The sequence below is a fragment of the Streptomyces sp. NPDC001709 genome (assembly GCF_053596375.1).
On record NZ_JBSFGB010000018.1, the window covers coordinates 177,490 to 201,985 of the forward strand.

The 24,496-nt window shown below is 72.7% G+C and carries 21 protein-coding genes, 7 tRNA genes and 2 pseudogenes; 11 read left to right on the forward strand and 19 right to left on the reverse strand.

What is annotated here, in order from left to right:
• Positions 1–37: 37 nt before the first annotated feature.
• Positions 38–763: an exonuclease domain-containing protein gene (locus ACWC0C_RS25970; RefSeq protein ID WP_449196682.1), complete on the forward strand. Its 726-nt coding sequence runs from the start codon at positions 38–40 to the stop codon at positions 761–763.
• Between the two features lie 45 nt (positions 764–808).
• Here the strand turns inward: ACWC0C_RS25970 and ACWC0C_RS25975 are convergent.
• From ACWC0C_RS25975 to ACWC0C_RS26005, 7 genes and pseudogenes are all read right to left on the reverse strand, one after another.
• Positions 809–880: transfer RNA gene (locus ACWC0C_RS25975), tRNA-Val, on the reverse strand.
• Between the two features lie 39 nt (positions 881–919).
• Entirely contained in the window at positions 920–1,366 is a 447-nt protein-coding gene (locus ACWC0C_RS25980; protein ID WP_450866173.1) for an SRPBCC family protein, read from the reverse strand.
• A gap of 214 nt (positions 1,367–1,580) precedes the next feature.
• A pseudogene (locus ACWC0C_RS25985) lies at positions 1,581–1,905 on the reverse strand (exo-rhamnogalacturonan lyase family protein); the annotation flags it as partial.
• Positions 1,906–2,769: pseudogene (locus ACWC0C_RS25990) on the reverse strand (ABC transporter substrate-binding protein); the annotation flags it as partial.
• A 31-nt stretch (positions 2,770–2,800) separates the two neighbouring features.
• Positions 2,801–3,796: an alpha/beta fold hydrolase gene (locus ACWC0C_RS25995; protein ID WP_450866174.1), complete on the reverse strand. Its 996-nt coding sequence runs from the start codon at positions 3,794–3,796 to the stop codon at positions 2,801–2,803.
• Positions 3,797–4,671: 875 nt separating this feature from the next.
• Positions 4,672–4,743: transfer RNA gene (locus ACWC0C_RS26000), tRNA-Val, on the reverse strand.
• 85 nt (positions 4,744–4,828) lie between these two features.
• Positions 4,829–5,305 (reverse strand): TIGR02611 family protein, encoded by a 477-nt coding sequence (locus tag ACWC0C_RS26005; RefSeq protein ID WP_449196679.1) that lies wholly within the window; start codon positions 5,303–5,305, stop codon positions 4,829–4,831.
• A gap of 191 nt (positions 5,306–5,496) precedes the next feature.
• On the opposite strand from ACWC0C_RS26005, the gene ACWC0C_RS26010 reads away from it, so the two are divergent.
• Together ACWC0C_RS26010 and ACWC0C_RS26015 are read left to right on the forward strand one after the other, a co-directional pair.
• Entirely contained in the window at positions 5,497–5,910 is a 414-nt protein-coding gene (locus ACWC0C_RS26010; RefSeq protein WP_004002642.1) for an SsgA family sporulation/cell division regulator, read from the forward strand.
• A 307-nt stretch (positions 5,911–6,217) separates the two neighbouring features.
• Complete coding sequence (locus ACWC0C_RS26015; RefSeq protein ID WP_450866176.1) at positions 6,218–6,778, forward strand: CGNR zinc finger domain-containing protein; 561 nt, start codon at positions 6,218–6,220, stop codon at positions 6,776–6,778.
• Positions 6,779–6,910: 132 nt separating this feature from the next.
• Here ACWC0C_RS26015 and ACWC0C_RS26020 read toward each other — a convergent pair whose 3' ends face one another.
• Together ACWC0C_RS26020 and ACWC0C_RS26025 are read right to left on the reverse strand one after the other, a co-directional pair.
• Positions 6,911–7,063 carry a hypothetical protein gene (locus ACWC0C_RS26020; RefSeq protein ID WP_165289388.1) on the reverse strand — a complete coding sequence of 51 codons (153 nt, stop codon included), beginning with the start codon at positions 7,061–7,063 and terminating at the stop codon, positions 6,911–6,913.
• Positions 7,064–7,263: 200 nt separating this feature from the next.
• Positions 7,264–7,707 (reverse strand): hypothetical protein, encoded by a 444-nt coding sequence (locus ACWC0C_RS26025; protein WP_449196677.1) that lies wholly within the window; start codon positions 7,705–7,707, stop codon positions 7,264–7,266.
• A gap of 287 nt (positions 7,708–7,994) precedes the next feature.
• Here ACWC0C_RS26025 and ACWC0C_RS26030 point away from each other — a divergent pair, with 287 nt between their 5' ends.
• Positions 7,995–8,519, forward strand: a complete 525-nt coding sequence (locus tag ACWC0C_RS26030) for a DsbA family protein (protein ID WP_450866178.1) — start codon at positions 7,995–7,997, stop codon at positions 8,517–8,519.
• A gap of 43 nt (positions 8,520–8,562) precedes the next feature.
• Here the strand turns inward: ACWC0C_RS26030 and ACWC0C_RS26035 are convergent, their stop codons facing one another.
• From ACWC0C_RS26035 to ACWC0C_RS26045, 3 genes are all read right to left on the reverse strand, one after another.
• The gene (locus ACWC0C_RS26035; RefSeq protein ID WP_449196675.1) at positions 8,563–9,387 is read right to left on the reverse strand and encodes a GNAT family N-acetyltransferase; all 825 of its coding nucleotides are present in this window, start codon (positions 9,385–9,387) and stop codon (positions 8,563–8,565) included.
• A 113-nt stretch (positions 9,388–9,500) separates the two neighbouring features.
• A complete protein-coding gene (locus tag ACWC0C_RS26040) occupies positions 9,501–10,322 on the reverse strand; it encodes an aminotransferase class IV (protein WP_450866180.1) in 822 nt (273 codons plus the stop codon).
• A complete protein-coding gene (locus ACWC0C_RS26045) occupies positions 10,319–11,374 on the reverse strand; it encodes a chorismate-binding protein (RefSeq protein WP_450866182.1) in 1,056 nt (351 codons plus the stop codon). The genes ACWC0C_RS26040 and ACWC0C_RS26045 overlap by 4 nt, the downstream gene beginning before the upstream one ends.
• A gap of 178 nt (positions 11,375–11,552) precedes the next feature.
• Here ACWC0C_RS26045 and ACWC0C_RS26050 point away from each other — a divergent pair.
• The 5 genes from ACWC0C_RS26050 (at position 11,553) to ACWC0C_RS26070 (ending at position 12,030) form a co-directional block, all read left to right on the forward strand.
• Positions 11,553–11,625 (forward strand) — tRNA-Gly (locus ACWC0C_RS26050).
• A 38-nt stretch (positions 11,626–11,663) separates the two neighbouring features.
• Positions 11,664–11,737, forward strand: a tRNA-Cys gene (locus ACWC0C_RS26055).
• Position 11,738: 1 nt separating this feature from the next.
• Positions 11,739–11,810, forward strand: a tRNA-Val gene (locus tag ACWC0C_RS26060).
• A 47-nt stretch (positions 11,811–11,857) separates the two neighbouring features.
• Positions 11,858–11,929, forward strand: a tRNA-Val gene (locus ACWC0C_RS26065).
• 29 nt (positions 11,930–11,958) lie between these two features.
• Positions 11,959–12,030 (forward strand) — tRNA-Val (locus ACWC0C_RS26070).
• Positions 12,031–12,118: 88 nt separating this feature from the next.
• On the opposite strand, the gene ACWC0C_RS26075 is transcribed toward ACWC0C_RS26070, so the two are convergent.
• Both ACWC0C_RS26075 and ACWC0C_RS26080 read right to left on the reverse strand, forming a co-directional pair.
• Complete coding sequence (locus ACWC0C_RS26075; protein ID WP_450866184.1) at positions 12,119–12,421, reverse strand: TFIIB-type zinc ribbon-containing protein; 303 nt, start codon at positions 12,419–12,421, stop codon at positions 12,119–12,121.
• A gap of 80 nt (positions 12,422–12,501) precedes the next feature.
• Positions 12,502–13,449, reverse strand: a complete 948-nt coding sequence (locus ACWC0C_RS26080) for an aminoglycoside phosphotransferase family protein (RefSeq protein ID WP_450866186.1) — start codon at positions 13,447–13,449, stop codon at positions 12,502–12,504.
• 66 nt (positions 13,450–13,515) lie between these two features.
• Here ACWC0C_RS26080 and ACWC0C_RS26085 point away from each other — a divergent pair, with 66 nt between their 5' ends.
• Positions 13,516–13,722, forward strand: coding sequence for a hypothetical protein (locus tag ACWC0C_RS26085; protein ID WP_450866187.1), 207 nt, complete (start codon positions 13,516–13,518; stop codon positions 13,720–13,722).
• A gap of 128 nt (positions 13,723–13,850) precedes the next feature.
• Here the strand turns inward: ACWC0C_RS26085 and ACWC0C_RS26090 are convergent, their stop codons facing one another.
• Positions 13,851–14,027, reverse strand: a complete 177-nt coding sequence (locus tag ACWC0C_RS26090; RefSeq protein WP_450866189.1) for a hypothetical protein — start codon at positions 14,025–14,027, stop codon at positions 13,851–13,853.
• A 603-nt stretch (positions 14,028–14,630) separates the two neighbouring features.
• Here ACWC0C_RS26090 and ACWC0C_RS26095 point away from each other — a divergent pair.
• Positions 14,631–16,034, forward strand: a complete 1,404-nt coding sequence (locus ACWC0C_RS26095; RefSeq protein ID WP_450866191.1) for a protein kinase domain-containing protein — start codon at positions 14,631–14,633, stop codon at positions 16,032–16,034.
• 268 nt (positions 16,035–16,302) lie between these two features.
• Here ACWC0C_RS26095 and ACWC0C_RS26100 read toward each other — a convergent pair whose 3' ends face one another.
• From ACWC0C_RS26100 to cbiE, 4 genes are all read right to left on the reverse strand, one after another.
• Positions 16,303–17,121 (reverse strand): TrmH family RNA methyltransferase, encoded by an 819-nt coding sequence (locus tag ACWC0C_RS26100; protein ID WP_449196668.1) that lies wholly within the window; start codon positions 17,119–17,121, stop codon positions 16,303–16,305.
• An 88-nt stretch (positions 17,122–17,209) separates the two neighbouring features.
• A complete protein-coding gene (gene cobA / locus ACWC0C_RS26105) occupies positions 17,210–18,442 on the reverse strand; it encodes a uroporphyrinogen-III C-methyltransferase (RefSeq protein WP_450866193.1) in 1,233 nt (410 codons plus the stop codon).
• A 220-nt stretch (positions 18,443–18,662) separates the two neighbouring features.
• On the reverse strand, positions 18,663–23,009 hold the full coding sequence (gene cobT, locus ACWC0C_RS26110; protein WP_450866195.1) for a nicotinate-nucleotide--dimethylbenzimidazole phosphoribosyltransferase: 4,347 nt from the start codon (positions 23,007–23,009) through the stop codon (positions 18,663–18,665).
• Positions 23,010–23,354: 345 nt separating this feature from the next.
• Positions 23,355–24,496, reverse strand: a 1,142-nt coding sequence (gene cbiE, locus ACWC0C_RS26115; protein WP_450866197.1) for a precorrin-6y C5,15-methyltransferase (decarboxylating) subunit CbiE, incomplete at its 5' end; no start/stop codon positions are given.

A 24,496-nucleotide genomic window follows, 5' to 3' on the forward strand; every position in this document is an offset into this window, starting at 1 on the left:
CGTCACCTGCCCTGGGTGAACGAGGAGTTGGGTTGGGATGACGTACTGGTACGAGGGGCCGCTGGCCGCCTTCGACACGGAGACGACGGGCGTGGACGTCGAGACCGACCGGATCGTGTCGGCCGCCGTCGTCGTCCAGGACGCGCCGGGTACCCGGCCCCGGGTTTCCCGCTGGCTGGTGAACCCGGGGGTGCCGGTGCCCGAGGCGGCGACGGCGGTGCACGGGCTGACGGAGGAGCACCTGCAGCACAACGGCCGCTGGCCGGCGCCGGTGATGTACGAGATAGCCGAGCAGCTGGCGGAGCACGCGGCGATGGGCCGCCCGCTGGTGGTGATGAACGCGCCCTTCGATCTCACGTTGCTGGACCGGGAGTTGCGCCGGCACCGGGCGTCGTCGCTGGACCGCTGGTTCGAGTCGGTGCAGCTGAGGGTGCTGGACCCGCGGGTGCTGGACAAGCACCTGGACCGCTACCGCAAGGGCCGCCGCACGCTGACCGACCTGTGCGACCACTACGGCGTGACGCTGCAGGACGCGCACGACGCGGGCGCGGACGCGCTGGCCGCCCTGGAGGTCGTACGGGCCCTGGGCCGCCGTTTCGCGACCCGTCTTGAGCGCCTGACCCCCGCCGAGCTGCACACCCTCCAGGCCAACTGGCACGCGGCACAGGCCCGCGGGCTCCAGGCGTGGTTCGCGCGCAGCGGCTCGGAGGAGATCGTCAGCACGGACTGGCCCCTGCGGCCGGAGCTGCCGGCGGCGGCATGAACACGCGGAAGGCCGGTCCGCGTGTGCGGACCGGCCTTCTCCCGGTGGGCGATACTGGGTTCGAACCAGTGACCTCTTCGGTGTGAACGAAGCGCTCTCCCACTGAGCTAATCGCCCGGGAACGCACTGAACAATACAGGTCCGGGCGCCGATCCTTCAAACCGCTTGCAGCCGGCGCAGCAGCCCACGCCGCCCGGACCACATCATCAGGCGGTGGTTGGCCCGGAAGACCGGGCGGCCGGGTACGGCGAGCCGGCGGAGCAGTGGCTTGTGCACGTGGACTTCCTGGTCGTAGCGGGCCAGGGTGCCTGGGCCCTCGGCGGTGACCGTCCAGCGCACCCAGCCCTCGAGGTCACCGGACAGGGTGACCTCCAGCACACCGGCGCCGGGGTCGTGGCGGGTCCGGCGTGCGGTGACGGTCATGTCGTACGGCAGCACGGACCGGATGGTGATCACACCCGTGTCGTCGTCGAGCCGCGTCACCGAGCGGACCTGCGGCCACCAGCTCGGATAGTCCTCTGGGCGCTCCAGCGCCGCGTACACGGCGGCGGGCGGCGCGGGCAGGGACCACAGGCTGCGGAAGCGGTAGTGGGTCCAGTCCATGGGCAGAGTCTGCCCGGTGCAGGGCGGGGATCTGAGTACGCGTACTCAGGCGCCGCGCCGCGCGCCGGGGCAGACTCGGTGGGCGAGCGCCGCCGCCCGTGCGACGGCGCTCCCCGGCACCGGCTAGGGCATGGTGTCGCCGGGCGGACTCGGTGTAGGCGTCCAGGCGTGAATGGCCCTGGAAGAGCAGCAGGGTGCCGAAGTCCGAGCCCTAACGGGCCTTCTGTTCGGCCTTGGTGGCATTGAAGTAGCGGCAGTAGTCCAGGTAGGCCGTCTTGAACGCGGGCATGTCGACGAGATGGATGAGCTCGGCGCACAGCCCGCCATGGTGGATAGCACGCGCGCCCTGGCCTTCTCCCACTTGGGTCCCTTGCGCTCCCACTCCGTGAGCCATGCCGACACCAGGGCGGCGACAGCTCGGAGTTGTCCCAGGCGTAGCCGCCGACGTCGTAGCGCCAGACGTGCCGGGCGGAGTCGTAGGTGTGCATGATGTCGCCGTAGTCCCAGAAGCCGTACCAACGGCGCATCTCCACCTGGTCGAACTGGGCGACCTCCTTGGGGTGGGAGGTGTGCGCGGAGGCGCTGAGCATCAGGGAGGCGAGGTACTGGCCGGTGTGCTTGCCGTCCGTGGTGGGGATCGGTGCGAGGCCATAGGCGCTGTCGCCTTCGCTCTCGTAGCGGACGGTGAAGTTGTCCCAGGTGAACTCGGAGGCGCCGTGGCCTGCGAAGAGAGGGGACTTGGGGTCGTCCTGGGCGACGACCTTCGGGTCGGTGACGATGCCCGCCTTGACGCGGTTGTAGCCGTCGGTCCACCACTGAGTCAGATCGGCCTTGTCGAAGCCGAGTCCGTCCTTGGTGAAGAACGCCTTGCCGTGCTGGCGACGGTCTTCAGGGCCTTGAAGCAGTCGTCCCAGGTCCATCCCGGGTGCGGCTCGACACCGGCCTTCTGGAACACCTTCTTGTCGACGACGAGCGCCATGGTGTTGGAACCGACGGGAATTCCGAGCTGCTTTCCGTCGACCTCGCCCACCTTCGTCACACCGTCCCGGAAGTGATCCAGGGTCAGATTTCCTGCCTGCACCTGTGACGTGAGGTCGAGCAGAATTCCTCGCTTGTCGTACTTCCGGAGAAAGGTGACGGCATTTTGGAAAACGTCCGGGGGATTTCCGCCGGCGGCCTGGGTCTGGAACTTCTCCCAGAAGGACGCGTACGTCTGGAAGTCGGTCTTGACCTTGATCTTCGGGTACTTCTTCTCGAAGAGCGCGATGGTCCGGTTGATCTTCTTGGCCCGCTCCTCGGCACCCCACCAGGAGTAACGGATCGTCACCGTCCCGTCCCCGGAACCGCGAGGCCCCGGCCGACTTCAGGATCGTACACCTCTCAAGATTCCTGCTGGTTCCCATGACGCACCCCGGGCCCCTCCGTAAGGGGGCGTCAGCCGGGCAGGGCGGCGAGCCAGTCGATCAGGATCCGGTTCGTCTCCTCCGGGCGCTCCTGCTGGACGAAGTGGCCGCAGCCGTCGAGGATGTGCGAGCCGAGGAGCCCGGGCAGCGTCTCGGGGTACGCCTTGACGGCGTCGGTCAGCCAGGCGAGCGAGGCGTCCAGGCCACCGCCGACGAACAGCGACGGCTGCGCGATCGGCGCACCCTCGTGACCTGCCAGGTCCGCCCAGTCCCGGTCCATGTTCCGATAGCGGTTCAGCGCCCCGGTCAGTCCGGCCCGCTCGAACTCCCCGGCCAGGAAGTCGAGTTCGCCCTCGCTCAGCCAGGCCGGAAGCGGGCCGGCGGGAAAGCGTTCACGCAGCGTGCCGCCGCGACCGACGAAGTACGGGGCGGGGGCGCCGGGAGCGGGCATCGTGTCCGCGGACAGGGCGGCGTAGAAGCCCGCGAGCCAGCCGCGCACATCGGGCTCGATCTCCGCCTCGGCCCGGCCCGGCTGTTGGAAGTAGGAGACGTAGAACTCCTCGTCCCCGCCCATCCGCGCGAAGACCTCGCTGGGCCGCGGACCGCCGGGCGGGGTGTACGGAACGCCCAGCAGACCCACGGCCCGGAACACATCGGGCCTGGTCAGAGCGGAGGTGGCGGCGATCGTGGCGCCCCAGTCGTGCCCGACGACCACCGCGGACTCCTCCCCCAGGGCCTCCACGACGGCGACGTTGTCCGCGACCAGGTCGAGCATCCGGTACGCGTCCACGGCCGCCGGCTTGGAGGAACGGCCGTAGCCCCGGACGTCGACGGCCACGGCGCGGTAGCCGGCGGCGGCCAGGGCCGGCAACTGGTGCCGCCAGGAGTACCAGGACTCCGGGAACCCGTGCACCAGCAACACGAGGGGGCCACGGCCCTGCTCCACGAGGTGGGTGCGCCCGGCCGGAGTGGGGACCAGGTGGTGGGTGGCGGTGGGAGTGGGGGTCGGGGCGGGATTCCCGGGCATGGGGCCTCCTGGGGGGCGGGGCGGGTGGGGAGTGCTGGTGCGAGGGGGCGGGGTGCGGGGGGGGGCCGGGGGGCGGGGTGCGGGTGTGCGGCTGCTGTCCGGTGACGAGCCGGGGAACGCCTGTGCGGTCGCCGCCGGTGGCGATGATCGTGCGGTGGGCGGGCTGGTGGGCACGAGGAAATTTGCCGGTTCGGCAAAAGGCGACCTGCTCGGCGGGCGTCGGGATGAGGATCCGGCGGGCCAAGGGACAAGGGTCCGGCGGGCCTCGGGACAAGGGTCCGGTGGGCCTCGCCTCGGGTGCCTCTGCGGATAGCGCGCCGATCGGCACGGGCGTGCGGTGGCGTCCGGGTGCCGGACTTGGTGCCTCAGGCCTGTCCTTGCCTGGGCCATCGGCCTTGGCGGACCACTGGCGGCGGGACCATCGGCCTAAGCTGGGCCACCGGCCTCGGTGAGACCACTGCTCTTGGCGGACCACCGGCCTCAGTAGGGCCACCGGTCTTGGCGGGACCACCGATCTTGGCGGGACCACCGATCTTGGCAGGACCACCGGCCTCCGTGAGACCACCGACCATGGCGGACCACCGGTCTTGGCAGAGCCACCGACCTCAGCGGGGCCACCAGCCTCGGCGAGACCAGTCTTGGCGGGATCACCGGCCCAGGCGGGATCACCGGCCCAGGCGAGACCACCGGTCCTGGCAGGACCACCGGCCTCCGTGAGACCACCGGTCTCGGTGGCGGCTGGGGTCCGTTGCCCGCCCGCCACGCTCGCTCACCGGAACGTGGCGGAGCCGGCTGGGCAAGGCCCCGTCGACCGGCCCGGACGCGCATACGCCGACGGCCCACCTGCTCTGTCGCAGGTGGGCCGTCGGTCCGGGTGGGCGATACTGGGTTCGAACCAGTGACCTCTTCGGTGTGAACGAAGCGCTCTCCCACTGAGCTAATCGCCCGGGCGCAGGAAGAACATTACCCCATGTCAGGCGGTGCCTCCGACCAGGGGGCCGGGGCGCTGGGCGCCCGGGCGGCGCGGTCGGGTCACTGATCCTTGATCTTCCACGGCATGACGAGGCCGAACTTCCACGCGTAGACCCCGACCAGCACGGCCACGATCACCAGCCCGATCACGGTCAGTGTGATGTTGCGGCGGCGCACCCTGGGATCGAGTGCCCGCTGGGCGGCCTCGGTGACCTTGCGTTTGGTCCAGCGGAGCACGAGCTGGGCCCAGACGAACTCGGTCGCCCAGATCGCCATGCCGCCGAAGATCACCACCCAGCCGGGTCCGGGCAGCGGCAGCAAGATGATCCCGGTGACGACGACCGCGAGGCCGACCACGAAGACGCCGACCTGCCAGCTCAGGTGCAGCAGCCGACGGGCCTTGATGAATTCCGGCGCCCGGGATCCGAGCCCGGCGCTATCCCCGGACCGGGCGTCCTGCCCCGCTTCGGGCCGGTCCGTCCTCGCCTCGTCCGCTGCCACGGCGACCTCGCCCGACTCGTCACTCCCCGTATTCATACAGACAAACCCTACCGGAGTGAATCCAGTCACCGGAATGGTCGTAGATCCCGTACGAGTTCTCGGCCGGAAGAGTTACGTAAAGACACGCAAAACCCTCAGAGGGGTTTACAACGGCATCGTAGGTGGCATGTCGATTTCGCCGACGTGCGAATCCCCGAGCGCACACTGAGCGAAAGGCCCTGGCGCTTATGAACACCACGGTCAGCTGCGAGCTGCACCTGCGCCTCGTTGTGTCGAGCGAGTCCTCCCTGCCTGTCCCCGCAGGCCTGCGGTACGACACGGCCGACCCCTACGCCGTGCACGCCACCTTCCACACCGGAGCCGAGGAGACCGTCGAGTGGGTGTTCGCCCGCGACCTCCTCGCCGAGGGGCTTCACCGGCCCACCGGCACCGGCGACGTCCGCGTCTGGCCATCCCGCAGTCATGGTCAGGGCGTCGTGTGCATCGCCCTCAGCTCTCCGGAGGGGGAAGCTCTGCTCGAGGCCCCGGCGCGGGCCCTGGAGTCCTTCCTGAAGCGAACCGACGCCGCCGTGCCGCCCGGCACGGAACACCGGCACTTCGATCTGGATCAGGAGCTCTCACACATCCTGGCGGAGAGCTAGGTCGCGGCCTCCGAAAGCAGCCCGGCGCCGTCCACTCGGGGAGACGGCTCGGGCCAAGACAACCGCATACGGCACAGCCCGGCGCCGTCACCGTGAGCGTTTCGCGGGACGGCGCCGGCCTGTGCCCGCACGGTCCCGCCCGGGGCATGGCCTGTGCGGCTCGCCGCGGTGCGGGAACCGCCTCGGGCATCGCGGCGTTGTACGGGCAATCGAGGTCGGGCGGCGGACGGTGCGACGGACGGGGTTGTCGCTACCATCGGCCACCATCGGCGGGCATCCGCCCGACCCTCAGGCCAGGGAGCGAAACGTGCTGATCACCCACGACACCCGGTGCGCCCTCGACACCGTGGTGGATCTGGTGAACACCGCGCCGGAGGACGACGCGGCGGCCGACGGACTGCCCGATGTCCCGGCTCTCGCGGAATTCGTACGAAACCACGACATCAGCGATGTCGGTGTGCTGTCGGAGTTCGATCTCTCGGCGGTGCGCAGGGTCCGGGGGCGCTTCGCGGCGATCTTCGCGGCGCCGGACGCCCGCTCCGCCGCCGGCCTGATCAACGAGCTGGTCGCCGCGGCGGGCACCACCCCGCGCCTGACGGACCACGACGGCTACGACTGGCATGTGCACTACTTCGCACCCGGCGCCTCCATGGCCGACCATCTCGCCGCCGACGGCGGGATGGCGCTCGCCTTCTTCGTGGTGGCCGGGGAGCAGGAGCGGCTGCGGCGCTGCGAGGCACCGGACTGCCGGCGCGCCTTCGTCGACCTCTCCCGCAACCGCTCACGCCGCTACTGCGACAGCCGCACCTGCGGCAACCGGCTCCACGTGGCCGCCTACCGGGCCCGCCGCAAGGAAGCGACGGACTGAATCTCCAGGCCCGAGGCGAGGGTGCACCAGGTTCGAGGGGTCGAGACGGCCTCCGGGGTTTCGCCCAGGGTGGCCACGGACCGGTAGGCGACGTCGGTCCCGGCGGGTGGCGCCGGGACGGACGTGTACGGCTCACAGCAACAGCAGGTCGTGCAGCGCAGCCATGAGCAGCAGACACCCGATCACCGCAAGGAAGATCATCAGCGGTGGCTGGGATAGGGCGAAGAGGCACCCGCGCGGCTCGTCCTTCGGCGGCGCGGCCTCGCTCTGTCTCGTGTCCAGCATCTCGCGGCAGATCATGACGCAGGAGGGACCCTGTACGCGATCAGCACGCCAGCGATATGCGGGAGTTGCCGCATTCGGCGCCGTCTCGTCCGACTTGCTTCGGGTTGTGAACGGTTCCGGACGTCAGCGCGACGCTCTGTGTCGTTTCAGTCCGAAGGGCGCCCGCGGGGTCGTAGCGTCACCGCGGTGGCATGCAGCTGTCATATGCCGTGCTTCTTGAGGATCGCCTCGATGTCGCTGAAGTCGTCGGCGGAGCCCTGGGCGCGCGGGGCGGTCGCGGACCCGGTCGCGGGGCGGGTGCCCGCGCCCAGGGAGGGTGCGGAGGCCCCCGGAGCCATGGCCTCGGTCCGGTCGCCGCGGGCCGCCTTGCGCTCGGCGCGGGTGCCGCCGCGCCGGCGTTCGACCGCCCGGGTGCCCGTGAACAGGAGCCAGGCGCCGCCCAGCACCCCGAAGCCCGCCCAGGCGGTGGGGCTGAAAGCGGTGTCGGCGAGCCAGCCGACGACCCCGGTCATCACCAGGCCGACCGGCACCAGCGAGTAGGCCGCGATGCGGGCCGCCGCGAGGAAACGCTTGCGGTAGGCCGTGACCACCGCGATGCCCAGGCCCGCCACGGACGCGGCGGAGCAGACGGTCTCGGCAATCATCCGGTCCTCCTGGCGGGCTCGGTCAGTGGAAGCAAGGGAAGCAGGGTTGGTAGCGGACGTAGGGGAAACAGCAGGAACAGCAACGTGGCGGACACGGCACACCGGCACGGCGCGCCGTCCCCGTCTCCTCCATCCTGCACCGTTTCGTCCTCGCGATGCCATGCTCCGGCGGGACATCAGGGACATCTCCGGGTCGTCTCCTCCTGGGGTGCCGGTGCAGGGCCGGGGCGCCGCAGCCGTGCCGTCCCGATTGGGTCGCTCGCGTCCGGCCTGGAAGACTGGTCGGCATGAGCGACTCCTCCCCCGCACGCACCGACGTCCTCGTTCTCGACGTCTGGTGCGAACTGCAGTGCCCCGACTGCCGCACCGCCCTGGACGACGTCCGCGCCCTGCGCGCCCGCTACGGCGACCGGCTGGAGCTGCGGCTGCGGCACTTCCCGCTGGAGAAGCACAAGCACGCCTTCGCCGCCGCGCAGGCCGCCGAGGAGGCGCTGGAGCAGGGCACGGGCTGGCCGTACGTCGAGGCCGTGCTGGAGCGGGTCGAGGAGCTGGACCGTAAGGGAGAACCCTTCCTGGTCGAGGTGGCCCGTGAACTCGGGCTGGACGCCGAGGAGTTCGACACCGCGCTGATCGACGGCCGGCACATCCTGATCGTGGACGCCGACCAGGCCGAGGGCAAGGCGATCGGCGTGACCGGCACCCCGACGTACGTCATCGGCGGCGAACGCCTCGACGGCGGCAAGAGCCAGGAGGGGCTGCGCGAGCGCATCGAGGAGATCGCCGACCGGCTGCTGGGCGAGCAGAGCGCCTGAGCCCCGCAGCAGGGGCTCGGTGCCTACAGCAGGGCTCGGTGCCCTACAGCAGGGGTTTGGAGAGCGAGTGGGTCACCGTCTCGTAGCCGAGTGACTCGTACAGCCGCTCGGCCGGGGTGTTGCCCGCGTGCACATTGAGGCCGAGGACCGCCCGACCGGCCTCGATGGCCTGGCGCTCCGCCAGCAGCATGAGCGTACGGCCGTGTCCCCGGCCACGGTGGGCCGCGTCGATCTCGACGACGAACACGTACGCCTTGGTGTCCTGCAGGGCCACCCACAGCGTGCCCACCCGGGCCCCTTCGTGCTCCAGGACGCTGAAGAGCATGCCGTCGGTCGCGAGTCCGTGCGACAGCAGGCTTTCGTGGTCGCTGCGGGCCTTGGCGCGGGCCGTGGCCTCGGGGATGCCACGATCGATCCACAGCCGCGCGTAGTTCTCGCGCTCCCGCTCCTTCCACGCGTCGAACTCGACGCCGGTCATGGGCCGCGCGCGGGTGCCCGGCGGCAGTTCGGGCGGGATGGTGCCGAGGTGCTTCTCCATGCCGCGGTTGCGCAGGGTGTAGCCGAGGGCGCCGAACATCCGGAGGGCGATGTCGGCCGAGGCGGGGACGAGGGTCTCGATCTGGGTGCAGCCCCAGCCCCGCACGACCTCCTCGGCGGCGAGCGCGGCCACCGTGCCCCGGCCGCGCCGTCGGTCGGGCTCGGCGATCCACAGGTCGATGACGCGGGCCACCGAGTCGCCGAAGGACGGCGAGGTGCCGAGGTGGATCTCGCCGACAGGACGGCTGTTCACGCACACCTGGTAGCGGCGGGAGCGCGTGCCGTCGGGGTTGTGCCGGAGCGGCTCGAGCGGCCGCAGGGTCGTGGTCATCACTGGTGTTCTACCCACGGCCGACCCTCAAGTCAGCCCGTTTTCCCGGGCCACGGCCGCTGGCGGGGCTCAGCGGCCGGTGGACGGGCCCGGGCCCGGTGCGCAGACCCGGCTCAGGGGTCCAGATCCTGCCCGGACCGCTCGTCGAAGATCCGCATGGCCTTGGCGGTCACCGGGCCCGGGGTGCCGGGCAGCTCGCGGTCGTCGACCCGGTGCACGGCCTGGACGTCCCGCAGGGTCGAGGTGAGGAAGACCTCGTCGGCGCGGAGCAGGACGTCCAGCGGCAGGTCGGTCTCCTTGGCGCCGGTCCACTCGACGGCCAGCGCGCGGGTGATGCCGGGGAGGCAGCCGGAGGCGACCGGCGGGGTGTGGAGCTCGCCGTCCAGGACGACGAAGACGTTCGACCCGGTGCCCTCGCAGAGCTGTCCGACCGTGTTGCCGAACAGCGCTTCCGAGGCGCCGTGTTCATGGGCGCGGGCGAGCGCGACGACGTTCTCGGCGTAGGAGGTGGTCTTCAGGCCGGTGAGGGCGCCGCGTTCGTTGCGGGTCCACGGGACGGTGATCACGGCGGTGGTGTCCGGGCGGCGGGTGGTCTCGCCGAGGGCGACCACGAGGGTCGGGCCGTGCTCGCCGCGGTCGGAGCCGAGCGGGCCGTGGCCTCCGGTGTAGGTGATGCGCAGCCGGCCGAGCGGCATCGGGTTGGCCTCCAGGACGGCCGCACAAGCCTCGCGGACCTCGTCGTGGTCCGGGTCGGGCAGACCGAGGCCGCGGGCCGAGCGGGTCAGCCGGTCGAGGTGGCGGGTGAGCGCGAACGGCCTTCCGCCGACCGCCTTCACCGTCTCGAAGATGCCGTCGCCGACGGTGAGCCCGTGGTCGAAGACGGAGACATGGGCGGACTCCAGGTCCCGCAGCCCGCCGTCCAGCCAGATCCTCATGCGAACAACCCTCCACTCGCCTCGTACGCTCCCGACGCTACCGCGAGCAGCCGGGACGCCTTCAGCTCGGTCTCCCGCCACTCGCCCTCGGGGTCCGATCCCCAGGTGATGCCGGCACCGGTGCCGAAGCGCAGGGCGCCCTCGGCCCGGTCGATCCAGAAGGTGCGGATGCCCACGGCCAGCTCGCCCGTGCCCCGGTCGGCGTCGACCCAGCCGATGCCGCCGCAGTACGGCCCGCGCGGGGCGGTCTCCAGGGCCTCGATGATCCGCAGGGCGCTCGACTTCGGCGCGCCGGTCACCGAACCGGGCGGGAAGGCGGCCGCGAGGAGCTCCGGCCACCCGGCGCCGTCGCGCAGCTCGCCGCGGACGGTGGAGACCAGGTGGACCAGGCCGGGGTGCTTCTCCACCGCGCACAGGTCCGGGACGGTCACGCTGCCGGTCGTGCAGACACGCCCGAGGTCGTTGCGGACCAGGTCCACGATCATCACGTTCTCGGCGTAGTCCTTCTCCAGGAGGTCCGCCTCCGTGCGTCCGGTGCCCTTGATGGGCCCCGACTCCACGACCCGCCCGTCCCGGTGCAGGAACAGCTCGGGCGAGGCGGTGGCGATCTCCACGCCGTGCTCCGGCAGCCGGATCGTTCCGGCGTACGGCGCCGGGTTGCCGCGGGCCAGCAGGGCGGTCAGGGCGTCCACATCGGCGTCCGGGGCGACGGGCGCGCTGAGCACCCGGCAGAGGTTGGCCTGGTAGACCTCGCCGGCCGCGATGTGCTCGCGTATCCGGTGGACGGCCGCCGTATAGGCGCCCCGGTCCAGGGAGGAGGTCCAGTCCCCCACCGCCGGGCCCCGCCAGCCGCCCGGCACTGGGGCGGGCACCGGCTCCTCACGTACGTCCGCGAAGCGGGCGCAGGTCAGCCGGCCCTCGAAGTCGGCGCAGACGGCCCAGAAGCCCGTGGAGTCCAGGGCGGCGGGGTCGCTGGTGACGTCGAGGAGACCGGTGGCGACGCGGTCGCCGAAACGGGCCAGAGCGGGAAGCCGGGAAGGGTGGTGGAGCACGTGGACGAGTCTAGGTCGGGTGTCCGACAGGTGGCCCCGGGATGTCCCGGCGGGGGCCCCGGCCACGGGGTCCGCCGAGGGCAGCGGCACACGCTGCGCAAACGCGTTTTTGTACTGGCCCGGGAATCCGCTAGAGTTCAACACGTCGCCGGGACGCGGAAGCGGACCGAAACGACAGGCGGACGTAGCTCAGTTGGTAGAGCGCAACCTTGCCAAGGTTGAGGTCGCGAGTTCGAGCCTCGTCGTCCGCTCGAAGGAAGAAGGGGTCATCCCGATCCCCTACACTCCTGGTGGAGTGGCCGAGAGGCGAGGCAACGGCCTGCAAAGCCGTCTACACGGGTTCAAATCCCGTCTCCACCTCCAAGGACGATTAGCTCAGCGGGAGAGCGCTTCCCTGACACGGAAGAGGTCACTGGTTCAATCCCAGTATCGTCCACTGGATCTTCTCGCAAGATCCACGGGTCTTCTCGAAGATCCCCACCCGCGCGATTAGCTCAGCGGGAGAGCGCTTCCCTGACACGGAAGAGGTCACTGGTTCAATCCCAGTATCGCGCACCGCCTGTGACTCACCGGTCACAGTCTGCGGACGATTAGCTCAGCGGGAGAGCGCTTCCCTGACACGGAAGAGGTCACTGGTTCAATCCCAGTATCGTCCACACAGCAAAGAGCCCCCGGCCGTCTCGTACGGCCAGGGGCTTCTTCGTGCGCCCCGCTGGATCGGTTGGATCAGCCGGATCAGCCGGATCAGCTGGAGAAGAGCATGTGGGCCCAGCTCTTGTGGCCGTGGTGGCCGTAGTGACCGTGACCGCCGTGGTGACCTTCGTGGTGGCCGCCGTGCGGGGCGCCCCAGGCGGGCGCGTGCGGGGCCGGGTACGGGGCGGCGGGCGGGGCCGGGGGGACGGACTTCGACCACTGGGCCTCCAGCTGGGTCAGCGCCTCCAGCTCGCCGTAGTCGAGGAAGATGCCGCGACAGCCGCTGCACTGCTCGATCTGAACGCCGTTGCGGTTGTAGGTGTGCATCGGCGCATGGCACTTCGGACACTGCATGGTCGGCTCAACTCCTCGCCGGTCGGTCCTGCTTCGTGTTTCCCCAGGACAGACTCCGTCCAGCCCTGGCCGGTTGCAGCCTAGCCCGTCTCCCCGGGCGCCAACTCTTCTGGAATCGGGGCCATTCGGGCACATGCGTCGATGACGGCCAGCTCCACCTCGTCCAGCGGACGGCCGGCCGCGAGCGCCTTGGTGACGGCGAGGGCGGCCGTCTGCACGGTCAGCGCGCGGGCCGGGACGTCGAGGACGGGCCAGGGGTCGCCGGCCGCGGGTACGGCGGGGCCGCCGGCCCGCTGGTACGCGCCGAGGAAACGCGTCCACTCGTCGGGCGGGAGGAGCCCGCAGGCGTACCAGGCGGCGGGGCGGGCGAGGTCCCAGGCCGCGACGCCGGTCCCCAGGTCGTCGACGTCGATCAGTCGCCAGGGGCCGTCCGGCGCCGGGTGCCGGACGAGCTGGCCGAGGTGCAGGTCGCCGTGGCAGAGGACGGGGGTGCCCGGCATGGGGGCCTCGGCGCGGGCCCAGTCGGGGAGGGCGGCCCAGGCGGCGAGGACGGGGGCGGCCGCGGGGTGGGGTTGGGCGCGCAGGGCCGTGTGGAGCCGGGCGAGGGCGCGGGCGGCTTTGGCGGGACCGCGCATCGCGGGGAGGCCGTCGGGCGGGGGCGTGCGGTGCAGGCGGGCGAGGAGGGTGGCGGTGGCTTCCCAGGGGGCCGCGTCCGGGGCGTCGGGGTCCACGGGGGTGCCGTACGGCCAGAAGGTCACCAAGCGGCCCTGCACCGGGGTGGGGGCCGGAGTGAGCGGGGGCAGGAGGACGTCCGGGAGGCGGGCGGCGGTGGCCAGGCGGAGGGCCAGCTCGGCGGGGTCCGTGCCCGGGGCGTGGGCCTTTGCGACCGTGTCGGCATGCCGTACGACGGTGGCGTCGGGGCGGTCGGCGAGGGGGACGGGGGTGTCGGCGCAGGCGCAGGGGGATCCGGCGTTGTCCGGGTGGGCGGCGGCTCTCGCCTTTGCGGTGAGCGCGGGGAGGAGGGTCAACGGGGCCTCTGCGGTCGAGGGGCGGTGAGGTGAGCGTACGTCGCTTTCGGGAGCGGGGGTGCGCTGTTGCCCGGTGCTGATGCCGAGCGGGTGCGGCAGCACTTCGAAGGCGCCGGCACTGCAGCTCCCGAGGGGCGCGGGGAACTGCGCGACCAGCCACGACGGACCGGCAGCCGCACCCGCACGCACCCCGCACGGCACCGCAGCGCACCGCACCGCACCGCACCGCACCGCACCCGGAAGCCGTACCGCAAGCCCCTGATCGCCCCGTAAACGGCGCAATGCCGGCGCAGCTCCCCAGCTGCGCCGGCATTTGTGCCGTCCGCCGCACCCCCGTCCCCACGGGGTTTCCTGGATGGATGTCCCCGCCCGGACCGCTCTTCCGGGCCTGGGGTCGCCGCTCAGCGCCCCAGCATCGCACCCACGGACGACGCCTGTGTGGCCACCGTCTCCCAGCCGTCGAAGACGAGCAGGAGCAGGGCCGCCAGGGGAAGGGCCATGAGCGTCGCCACCAAGGGGTGGCGACGGCCCGTCCGGCGGGCTGCGAACGCGGGACGTCGCGGTGCCGTGTGGGCCATGGTCCCTCTCCTGACCGTTTCGGTTGTCGTCGGCAGCGGCGGGTGTCTGACCTCGGGGGACGAGTGCTACACCCGCCGCTTGACCTCAAATCTAGGCGCGGGGCCCATCGCGGGCGTCATGCCTTCGTACCGATTGCCGGGCCTCCCCGAGGATGAGCCATGACCTGGGACGTACTCCCCTGGGTGGAGGCGCAGCTCCAGGTCTAGGGGTCTTCCCCGAGGGGTCGCCCGCTGTGTCCGGTCATTTCCGAAGCGTCCACCAGGCCGGGAGGAGTGACTTCGATCACTCCGGGCGGGGGTGGGACGTGTGCTGTGTCCGGTTCGTGATCCGTTCCGCGCCCGGAGCCGCGGACGGTCCGTGGTGGGTGTCGCGGGGGTGCGCGAACCGGCACCACCTGCCGTCTCGCGTCCTCAACACCCGTGTGTTCAGCATCGGTTGGGTGCATCTGTGGCTCAATGGCCCGGAAGTCGCCGACTTCCTGACCGTGTTTCACCCCGTATCGGTGGCCCGCACAATCCGTCCGGGCTGGAGGGCGCGGCCTCTGCGCGCAGGCGGCCGTGGAAACGTAAGCTGTGCCACGTCACAGGGACCGGGCAGCGGGGATGAACATGGCGATGATGCGCCTGAGGCGCGAGGACCCGCGCGTCGTCGGCTCGTTCAGGCTTCACCGACGGCTCGGCGCGGGCGGGATGGGTGTGGTCTACCTCGGCTCCGACAAGAAGGGGCAGCGGGTCGCGCTGAAGGTGATCCGGCCCGATCTGGCGGAGGATCAGGAGTTCCGCTCGCGGTTCGCCCGTGAGGTCTCGGCGGCCCGGCGGATCAGGGGCGGCTGCACGGCCCGGCTGGTCGCCGCGGACCTGGAGGCCGACCGGCCCTGGTTCGCCACACAGTACGTGCCCGGGCCGTCCCTGCACGACAAGGTCGCCGACGAGGGCCCGCTCGGCGCCGCCGACACCGCGTCGATCGGCGCGGCGCTGTCCGAGGGTCTGGTCGCCGTGCACGAGGCCGGTGTCGTCCACCGGGACCTCAAGCCCTCCAACATCCTGCTGTCCCCGAAGGGGCCGCGGATCATCGATTTCGGCATCGCCTGGGCCACGGGCGCCTCCACCCTCACCCACGTCGGTACGGCGGTCGGCTCCCCCGGCTTCCTCGCGCCCGAGCAGGTGCGCGGCGCGGCCGTCACCCCGGCGACGGACGTCTTCTCCCTGGGCGCGACCCTCGCCTACGCCTCCACCGGCGACTCGCCCTTCGGGCACGGAAGTTCCGAGGTGATGCTGTACCGGGTGGTGCACGAGGAACCGCACCTGCACGGCGTACCGGACGCACTCGCCCCGCTGGTGCGGGCCTGCCTGGCGAAGGACCCCGACGACCGGCCCAGCACCCTGCAGCTGTCGCTGCGGCTGAAGGAGATCGCCGCCCGCGAGGCCCAGGGCCTGGCCGACGTACGGCCGCCCGCGCCGCGCACCGCGGAGGCGGACCGGCCCACCGGGCGGCTCATCGACACCTATCCCGAGCAGCAGCGCACCCAGCGGCGCACCTCCCCCGGCACACCGGTGCCGCGCGGCGGCGCGCCCTCGCGGAGCGGGGTGCCGTCGCGCGGCGCGGCCGGCAACGGCCCGCGCGGTAACGGTACGGGTGCCTCCGCGCGGCCGGGCTCGGCCCGCCCGACCCCGGCGCCGCGTGGTGGCGGCGCGCGCTCGGGCAACGGAAACCGTCCCGCTGCGCGCAACGGCTCCGGGCGGCGGGCGCCGCGTGCGACGGGCAGTGGGCTACGGCCGGCCAATCCCCGGCTGCTGCGCCAGCGGCTTTTCGTGTTCGTCGTGGTGACGTTGCTCGTGGCACTCGGCATCGCGGTGGCACAGGGCTGCCAGGGCCCGGCACGCGGGCTCGGGGACGACGGCGGCCGACCTCAGCAGCGCACCCAGCCGAGCCACCGGACGACGGACGCGGACCAGCCGATGTCCCAACGGTACGGGTCAACGCCGAGCCAGGACTTCGGAAAGTGACCGACGCCCCGCGAACAGCCGGGGCTCCGGGATATGGCGGCCATTCGGGGGGCTGAGGTTTCGGATGGTGGTAGCTCTCCGGGGCTGAGGCTCGGGTCGCGGCAGCCCTTCAGGAGCGGAGGCTTCAAGAGGTGGCGGCACCCCAAAGCGGCCAACGCACAGGCCCCAAGAGGCGCCGCCGCCCCAGAGCGGCTGACGCTTCGGACACGTCACCGCCGCTCCCCCGGGCCGGCGCGGGCTCGGGTGGGTCAGGGTGAGTCGAGGAAGATCAGGACTCCGGGCGGCCCGTGGCCACCGCGTAGAAGGCGACCGCCGCGGCCGCGCCCACGTTGAGCGAGTCGACTCCGTGGGCCATCGGGATGCGGACCCATTCGTCGGCGGCGACCAGGGCCTGGGTGGACAGTCCGTCACCCTCGGCGCCGAGCATCAGGGCCACCCGGTCCATCCTGTGCGGGGCGGCCTCGTCGAGGGAACGGGCCTTTTCGTCCGGAGTGAGCGCGAGCAGGGTGAAACCGGCCTCGCGGACCGACTCCAGGCCCTTGGGCCAGGTCTCCAGCCGGGCGTACGGCACCGAGAACACCGCGCCCATGGACACCTTGACGCTCCGCCGGTACAGCGGGTCGGCGCAGTCGGGTGACAGCAGGACCGCGTCCATGCCGAGGGCGGCCGCCGAGCGGAAGATCGCGCCGATGTTGGTGTGGTCGTTGACCGACTCCATGACCACGACCCGGCGCGCGGAGCGCAGGAGTTCGCCGGCCGTCGGCAGCGGCTTGCGCTGCATCGAGGCGAGCGCTCCGCGGTGCACGTGGTAGCCGGTGACCTGCTCGGCGAGTTCGGGGCTCACGGCGTAGACGGGGGCGGGCAGTTCGTCGATGACGTCGCGCATGACGTCGATCCACTTGGCCGAGAGCAGCATGGAGCGCATCTCGTAGCCCGCTTCCTTGGCCCTGCGGATGACCTTCTCGCCCTCGGCGATGAACAGGCCCTCGGCGGGCTCGCGCTTGCGGCGCAGCTCGACGTCGGTCAGGCCCGTGTAGTCGGAAAGACGCGGGTCGTCGGGATCCTCGACGGTGATGAGATCGGCCACAGGGTGATACTGCCTTGTCCTGGGTGCGGTGCCAACGGCTGGGAACGGGTGCGTTACCCCGGGTTACGCGTGATCAAGGGGTGGGTGGTCAGGCGGCGGGCTCCGGGCCGACCGTCACGACCTCGCCGATGACGATGACCGCGGGGGGCTTCACTTCCTCGGTCCGTACGGTCTCGGCGACCGTCGCGAGGGTGGCGTCGACGCGGCGCTGCGCGGCCGTCGTACCCTCCTGGATCAGCGCCACGGGTGTCTTAGGGGACTTGCCGTGTGCGACGAGCGTCTCGGCGATCTTCCCGATCTTGTCGACGCCCATCAGGATCACGAGCGTGCCGGTGAGCCTGGCCAGCGACGGCCAGTCGACCAGGGAGCGCTCGTCGTCCGGGGCGACATGGCCGCTGACGACCGTGAACTCGTGGGCGACACCCCGGTGGGTGACGGGGATACCGGCCGCGCCCGGCACGGAGATCGAGCTGGAGATGCCGGGGACCACGGTGCAGGGAATGCCGGCCTCGGCGAGCGCCTGGACCTCCTCCATCCCCCGGCCGAACACGAACGGGTCGCCGCCCTTGAGCCGTACGACCGACTTGCCCTGCCGGGCGTGCTCGATGAGCGCGTTGTTGATGGCCTCCTGGGCCATGTAGCGGCCGTACGGGATCTTCGCCGCGTCGATCACCTCGACGTGCGGCGGCAGTTCGGCGAGCAGGTCGCGCGGGCCGAGCCGGTCGGCGATGACGACGTCCGCCTCGGCGAGCAGCCGGCGGCCGCGGACCGTGATCAGGTCGGGGTCGCCGGGGCCGCCGCCGACCAGGGCGACGCCCGGGGTGCGGGTGCGGTGGTGGGGCGCCACCAGGGTGCCGTCGCGCAGGCCCTCCACCACCGCGTCCCGGATGGCGGCGGTGTGGCGGGGGTCGCGACCGCGCGCGTCCGTGGTGAGCACGGCGACGGTGACGCCCTCGCTGTGGCCGGTGGCCGGGGTCCAGGCGGTCGCCCGGTCGGCGTCGTCGGAGCGGACGCACCAGACGCGGTGGCGCTCCGCTTCGGCAGAGGCCGCGGTGTTGGCGTCGGGGTCGCTGGTGGCGATGAGGGCGTACCAGGCGTCTGCGAGGTCGCCGTCCGCGTAAGGGCGCCGCTCCCAGGTGAGCTCGCCCGCGTCCGCCATGGCTTCCACGGAGGGAGTCGCCTCGGGGGATACGACGACGATGTCCGCGCCGGCCGCGATCAGTGCCGGGAGGCGGCGCTGGGCCACCGTGCCGGCGCCGAGGACGACCACGCGGCGGCCGGAGAGGCGGAGGCCTACGGGGTAGGCGGGGTGTTCGGCCATGGGGCGGCTCCTCCGGTGGCTGTGCGGTGGCGCTGACGTGCGGATTTTACGTTGGCGGCGGTGAAGGCGGCTCAGGTGTCCGGTGGCTGGGCATCGTCGCCGGGTGCGGGTGCGTGAGCCCGTGCCCACCCGTCCCGCCCTGCGGGACGACTGCCCACGGGCCCACGGACGTGTACAACAGGGGCCCGGCACCGCAGTCCCGGGCCCCTTGTGGCTGCCGCTATTTCTCAGTGACCCCAGCCGAATCGAACGTAGCCACCTCGTGCATCGCCCGTGCCGTGCTCTGGACCAGCGGCAGGGCCAGCAGGGCACCGGTTCCCTCGCCCAGGCGCAGGTCCAGGTCGACCAGCGGGCGCAGCCCCAGCTTGTTGAGGGCGGCCACGTGGCCGGGCTCGGCGCTGCGGTGGCCGGCGATGCAGGCCGCGAGGACCTCGGGGGCGATGGCGCGGGCGACGAGGGCCGCGGCGCCGGCGCTGACGCCGTCCAGGATCACCGGCGTACGCAGGGACGCGCCGCCGAGGAGCAGGCCGACCAGGGCCGCGTGCTCGAAGCCGCCGATGGCCGCGAGGACGCCGATCGGGTCGGCCGGGTCCGGCTGGTGGAGTTCCAGGGCGCGGCGGACGACCTCGGTCTTGCGGGCGAGGGTCTCGTCGTTGATGCCGGTGCCGCGGCCGGTCACCTCCGCCGGGTCGGCGCCGGTGAAGACGGAGATCAGGGCTGCGGACGCCGTGGTGTTGGCGATGCCCATCTCGCCGGTGAGCAGCGCCTTGTTGCCGGCCGCCACCAGGTCGCGGGCGGTCTCGATGCCGACCTCGATGGCCGCCTTGGCCTCCTCGCGGGTCATCGCGGTGCCGGTGGTCATGTCGGACGTACCACCGCGGATCTTGCGGGGCAGCAGACCGGGCGTGGCGGGCAGGTCGGCGGCGACACCGACGTCCACGACGCACACCTCGGCGCCGACCTGGTTGGCGAAGGCGTTGCAGACCGCTCCCCCGCCCAGGAAGTTGGCCACCATCTGGGCGGTGACCTCCTGCGGCCAGGGGGTGACGCCCTGGGCGTGCACGCCGTGGTCGCCCGCGAAGATGGCGACGGCCGCGGGCTCGGGGATCGGCGGGGGGCACTGCCGGGACAGCCCGGACAGCTGAGCGGAGATGATCTCCAGCATGCCCAGCGCGCCGGCCGGCTTGGTCATGCGCTTCTGGCGCTCCCAGGCCTCACCGAGGGCCTTGGCGTCGAGCGGGCGGATCTGTGCGACGGTCTCGGCAAGCAGGTCGTGGGGTTCCTCTCCGGGCAGGGCGCGGCGGCCGTACGTCTCCTCGTGCACCACCCAGGACAGGGGGCGTCGCTTGGACCAGCCGGCCTGCATCAGCTCGGGCTCGTCCGGGAACTCGTCGACGTACCCGACACACAGGTAGGCGACGACCTCCAAGTGCTCGGGCAGGCCGAGCGCGCGGACCATCTCCCGCTCGTCGAAGAAGCTGACCCAGCCGACGCCGAGGCCTTCGGCGCGGGCGGCGAGCCAGAGGTTCTCCACCGCGAGCGCCGAGGAGTAGGGCGCCATCTGCGGCTGAGTGTGACGGCCGAGGGTGTGGCGGCCGCCGCGGGTGGGGTCTGCGGTGACGACGATGTTGACCGGGGTGTCGAGGATGGCCTCGATCTTCAGTTCCTTGAACTGCTTGGCCCGGCCCTTCGGCAGCGACTTGGCGTACGCCTCGCGCTGTCGCATCGCCAGTTCGTGCATCGTCCGCCGGGTGTCGGCGGAGCGGATGACGACGAAGTCCCAGGGCTGCGAGTGGCCCACGGAGGGCGCCGTGTGGGCGGCCTCCAGGACGCGCAGCAGTACCTCGTGCGGAATCGGGTCGCTGCGGAAGCCGTTGCGGATGTCCCTGCGCTCGCGCATGACCTTCAGTACGGCCTCGCGCTCGGCGTCGGCGTAGCCGGGCGCGGCGGGGCCGGTGGACTGTCGTGCTTCCGCCACTGCGGCCGTGCTCTCTTCTTCCTGGTCGGCGGCCCTGGTCTGCAGGTCCTCCGCTTGCTGTACGACATCGGGGGCGTGCTCCGCGTCCGACGCCGCCACGGGGGCAGGCTCGCCCTCGCGCGGGGCCGGCACCATGGCCACCGGCTCGGGGGCGTCGTCGGGGATGACGAGGGGCTGCGGCGGAGTCGGCGCCAGATGCGGGGTCGTGGGCACCTGGCCCTCGACCGGCACGAACTGCCCGAGCGGCTGCTCCGGGTGCGGCGACACGCTGGGGGACAGCGGCTCACCCGGCCCAGCGGGGGCAGGCTGCCCGACGGTCTCCGGGTGAACGGCGGCGCTGTCGGCAGGGCGCGCGGCCTCGGCCCCGGTTTCGGCGGCGGCTGGCGTGGGGGCGGCCTGGGCGGGCTGCGTCTGCGGGCCGGCGGGGGCGGCGACGACTGCCTGCGGGCCGGCAGGGGCGGCGACGACTGCCTGCTGGACGGCGTCGGGGGCGGCCGCGTCGGGCTGGGCCTGCGCGTTCGGCTCAACGGCCGGCTGGGGCTGAAGGTCGGCGGCCGGCTGGGGGTGCGGCGCGACGGGCACGGCCTGGGCGTCCTGCGCGAGGGGCTCGGCCAGCTGCGGGCCCTGGGCCGGGTAGGGGTGCGGCCCGGGCGTCCCGGCGCCTTCGGCCGCGGGCTGCGGTACGGCCTCCTGGGCCGGAGAGACAGCGGCGGCCTGGGCTTCCGCCGTCTCCGGCGCGGGGGCCGGGGTGACGGGCGCGGGTGCGGGCGCCGGTACGGCATCGGCCGCGGGTGCCGCTGCGGGCTCGGGCGTCTGTACCGCGTCGGCATCGGCAGCGGCATCGGCGACAGCCACCGGCTGGGCGGCGGGCTGGGCGTCCACCGCGCCGGGTTGCGACTCCACGGCACCAGGGGTGTCCGGGTCGGGCTGCGCCGGGGGAACGGCGGCCGGGGTGGGAAGGGCCTCCGCAGCGGCCTCCGGCACCTCGGCGGCGGGAACGGCTGCCGGGGTCTCGACTCCGCCCTGGGCTGCTACGGCCGCCCCTTCAGCAACATCCGCGACCTGCCCAACCGACGCGTCCTCGCCCTGCTGTACGCCCTCACCGCGCTGCTGCGGGACCTGGCCCGGCACGGCCTCCGCGGCGACCTGGGCCGCATCGGACGCCTCCGGCGCGGAAACGGTCTCCACGGTCCCGGCGGCGCCCTCGGTGACAACGGCGCCCTCGGCGACCGCAACCGCCTGCCCGGCGTCGACGGCGATCGGCGCGCCCTGTGCCTGCGGCAGACCCTCGCCCTCGGACGGCTGAGCGTGCTCGGACGTCTCGGCGGCGACCACGGGCACCTCCTCCGGAACCTGACCCGGCACGGCCTCGCCCAGCACCACCGGGGCTCCCGCCTCCTGGACGGCTCCCTGTTCGGCGGGGTCGGTCATCGGTGCCTCCTGCGGGGCAGCCGCGGCCTGATCACCGGCCACGTCGCCCTCCTCGACGGCGACGGGCACGGCCCCGGACACCTGAACCGCCTCGGCCACGGGGTCACCGGGCGCGGCGGCACCGCCGTCGGCGACCGGGCCACCGTCCACGGCGGCCATGACCTCGGCATGCGGTGCGGCGGCCTCGCCAGCAGCCTGAGGGACACCCTCGGCGCCCTGACCGGAAACAGTCTGAACACCCTCCGGCCCTTCGGCCGGGGCGGGCTCGAAGGCGCCCTCGGCCCCCGGACCCACGACGAACGGTTGGACGCCCTCAGGAGCCGCCCCCGCAGGAGCCGACCCCTCAGGCGCCGGCTGAACAGCAGCCGCATACACCCCGTCGTGGCCGTGCACGGGCTGCGCGCCGTCGTGACCGTGCACCACCTGGGCCGTGCCCGGCGCCTGCGCGGCCGCCTGGTTCGCGAGGCGGGCGACGGCGGCCTGGGCGGCGTCGGACGCGTCGGACTGGGCGACGGCGGCCGGGTCAACCGTTTCGGCGGCCGGTGCCTGCGCGCCGGCCTGGGCCACCGCGGCCGGAGCCGGTGCGCCGGTCTCCGCCACCACGGGGGTGGCCGGCGCCGCGCCCCAGGGGGCCGCGCTTTGCGGGGCCATGTCGTGCAGCGGCTGGGCGTCGAGGTACTCGGGGCCGGCCGTGGCGGGACCCGGCTGCCGCATCGGCGCTCCGGCCGGGCCGCGGTCGGCGAGGGAGCGGACCGGGCTCGCGGAGGCGTCGGGGATCGGCGGGCCGAGGTGCAGCGGACGGCGCGGCGACTGCGGCGCGGCCGACTGGTCCTGCGGGGCCGAGAGGATGGGCGACTGCGGCACGGAGGCCGGAGCCGGGTTCGGCAGGCGGACGCCGCCGAGGTCGACGGAGCCGCTGTCGCGGCCGGACGTCTCGTGCGGGCCCGGCTCGTGGACGGCCTCGACGACCGGTTCCGGAGCGGGTGGCGGCACCTCGTTGCCCCACGCGCCCTGGGCGCCCGGCAGCAGCAGGTCTTCGTCCTCGGCGGGTGTCTCGGAGAGGTAGGTGTACGCACCGTGCGCGGGGACGCCCGGCTGCTCCACCATGCCTGCGCTCTCCGGCTGCCCCTCGGCCGGGACCTGGCCGGTGTCGGTCATGCGTACCCCTCGCCCATCGGTTTAATGCTCCTACGACCAGCTCACCCGGAACGGCGCACCGACCGCCCGTAGTGAAGAACGAGCGTCCGTGCCCAGCGGCACGAACGACCCGCCGGAAAAGGCGACAAAGCCATTCAGTGGCATTGTCCCGGCCGTTCCGCCGTCGCGACAGCATGATCCGCGACAGCCCGCTGTGGACTGCGCCACGTTGCGCGTCCTCCGGTTCCGCAGTACCACACCCACCCCAAAACGGGCGTGCTTTCCGGACATTGGCGAACGAAGTTCCGGGCCGCCCGGTGCGGTACAACGATCGGCCAGCCTACCGCGCGCAGTACGACAACCCGATCACGGGGCGCGGTCCGGTAGTACGCCGCTGAGCAGGAACGCGACGCTCCGCTCGGTCTCCGTCCAGGCGCGGGTGTCGAGTTCGACGGACTGCAGCAGGGCGCACTCGACCCGGTATCCGTGCTCGGTCAGGTCCCGCCCGACGAGTTCGGCCGCGTCGCGGGTCGCGGCGTGCGTGACGATGCGCTGCGGGCGCCGGTCGGCGACCGCGGAGACGACGGCCGCTCCCCCACCGCCGACCCGGACGACGTCCGGCTCGGGCAGGTTCTCCAACGCGTGCGGGGCGGTGCCCTGGACCACTTGGAGCTGTACGCCGAACCGGCGCGCGGCCGTCTCGGTGCGGGCGCAGGCCCGCGGATCCCGGTCGACGGCGATGACGGCAGCGCCGGCGCGTGCGGCCTCGGTGGCGAAGGCACCGGAGCCGCAGCCGATGTCCCACACGAGGTCGCCGACCCGGGGGCCGAGACGCGCGAGTTGCGCGGCGCGCAGCAGCTCCGTCTCACCCTCGCCGAGGCTGCCACCGGGTCCGTCGGCGTACGACTCGTCTGGCTGCACCCAGCCGCGCGGTTCGGCGCCCGGGTCCCGGCCGGCGATCCAGCCGCCGCTGTCCGCCGCGACGCCCGGTGCGGCGGGGCCGATGACGATGACGACGTTGGGGTCGCGCCAGGTGTGGTCGGCCGCCTTGTCGGAGGTGACGACGGTGACGCGCTCGCGTTCGGTGCCCAGTTCCTCGCAGATGACGAAGGTCCGGTGGACGCCCTCCAGCAGGAGCCCGAGTTCGGCGGGTCCGGCGCCCGGCGCGGTGAGGACGGCGACCTTGGTGTGGGCGCGGCAGACGTTCACGGCCCGGCGCAGGGTGCGCGGGTGGGCGACGACCACCTGGGCGTCGTCCCAGGGCATGGCGGCGCGGGCGAAGGCGGCGGCGACCGCGGAGACGGCGGGGACGACCTCGATCTCCAGGCCGAACTCCGGTGCGCGCAGGGTGCGTACGACGCCGAAGAAGCCGGGGTCGCCGTCGGCGAGGACGACCGCGGTGCCGCGGTGGGTGCGTTCGCCTGGATGGAGTTCCCGGGCCGGGACTGGTGGTTCCTCGGCGTGGTCGGTCTGCTGGTCGTCCCCGTGCAGGTGGCGCTGATCCCGAT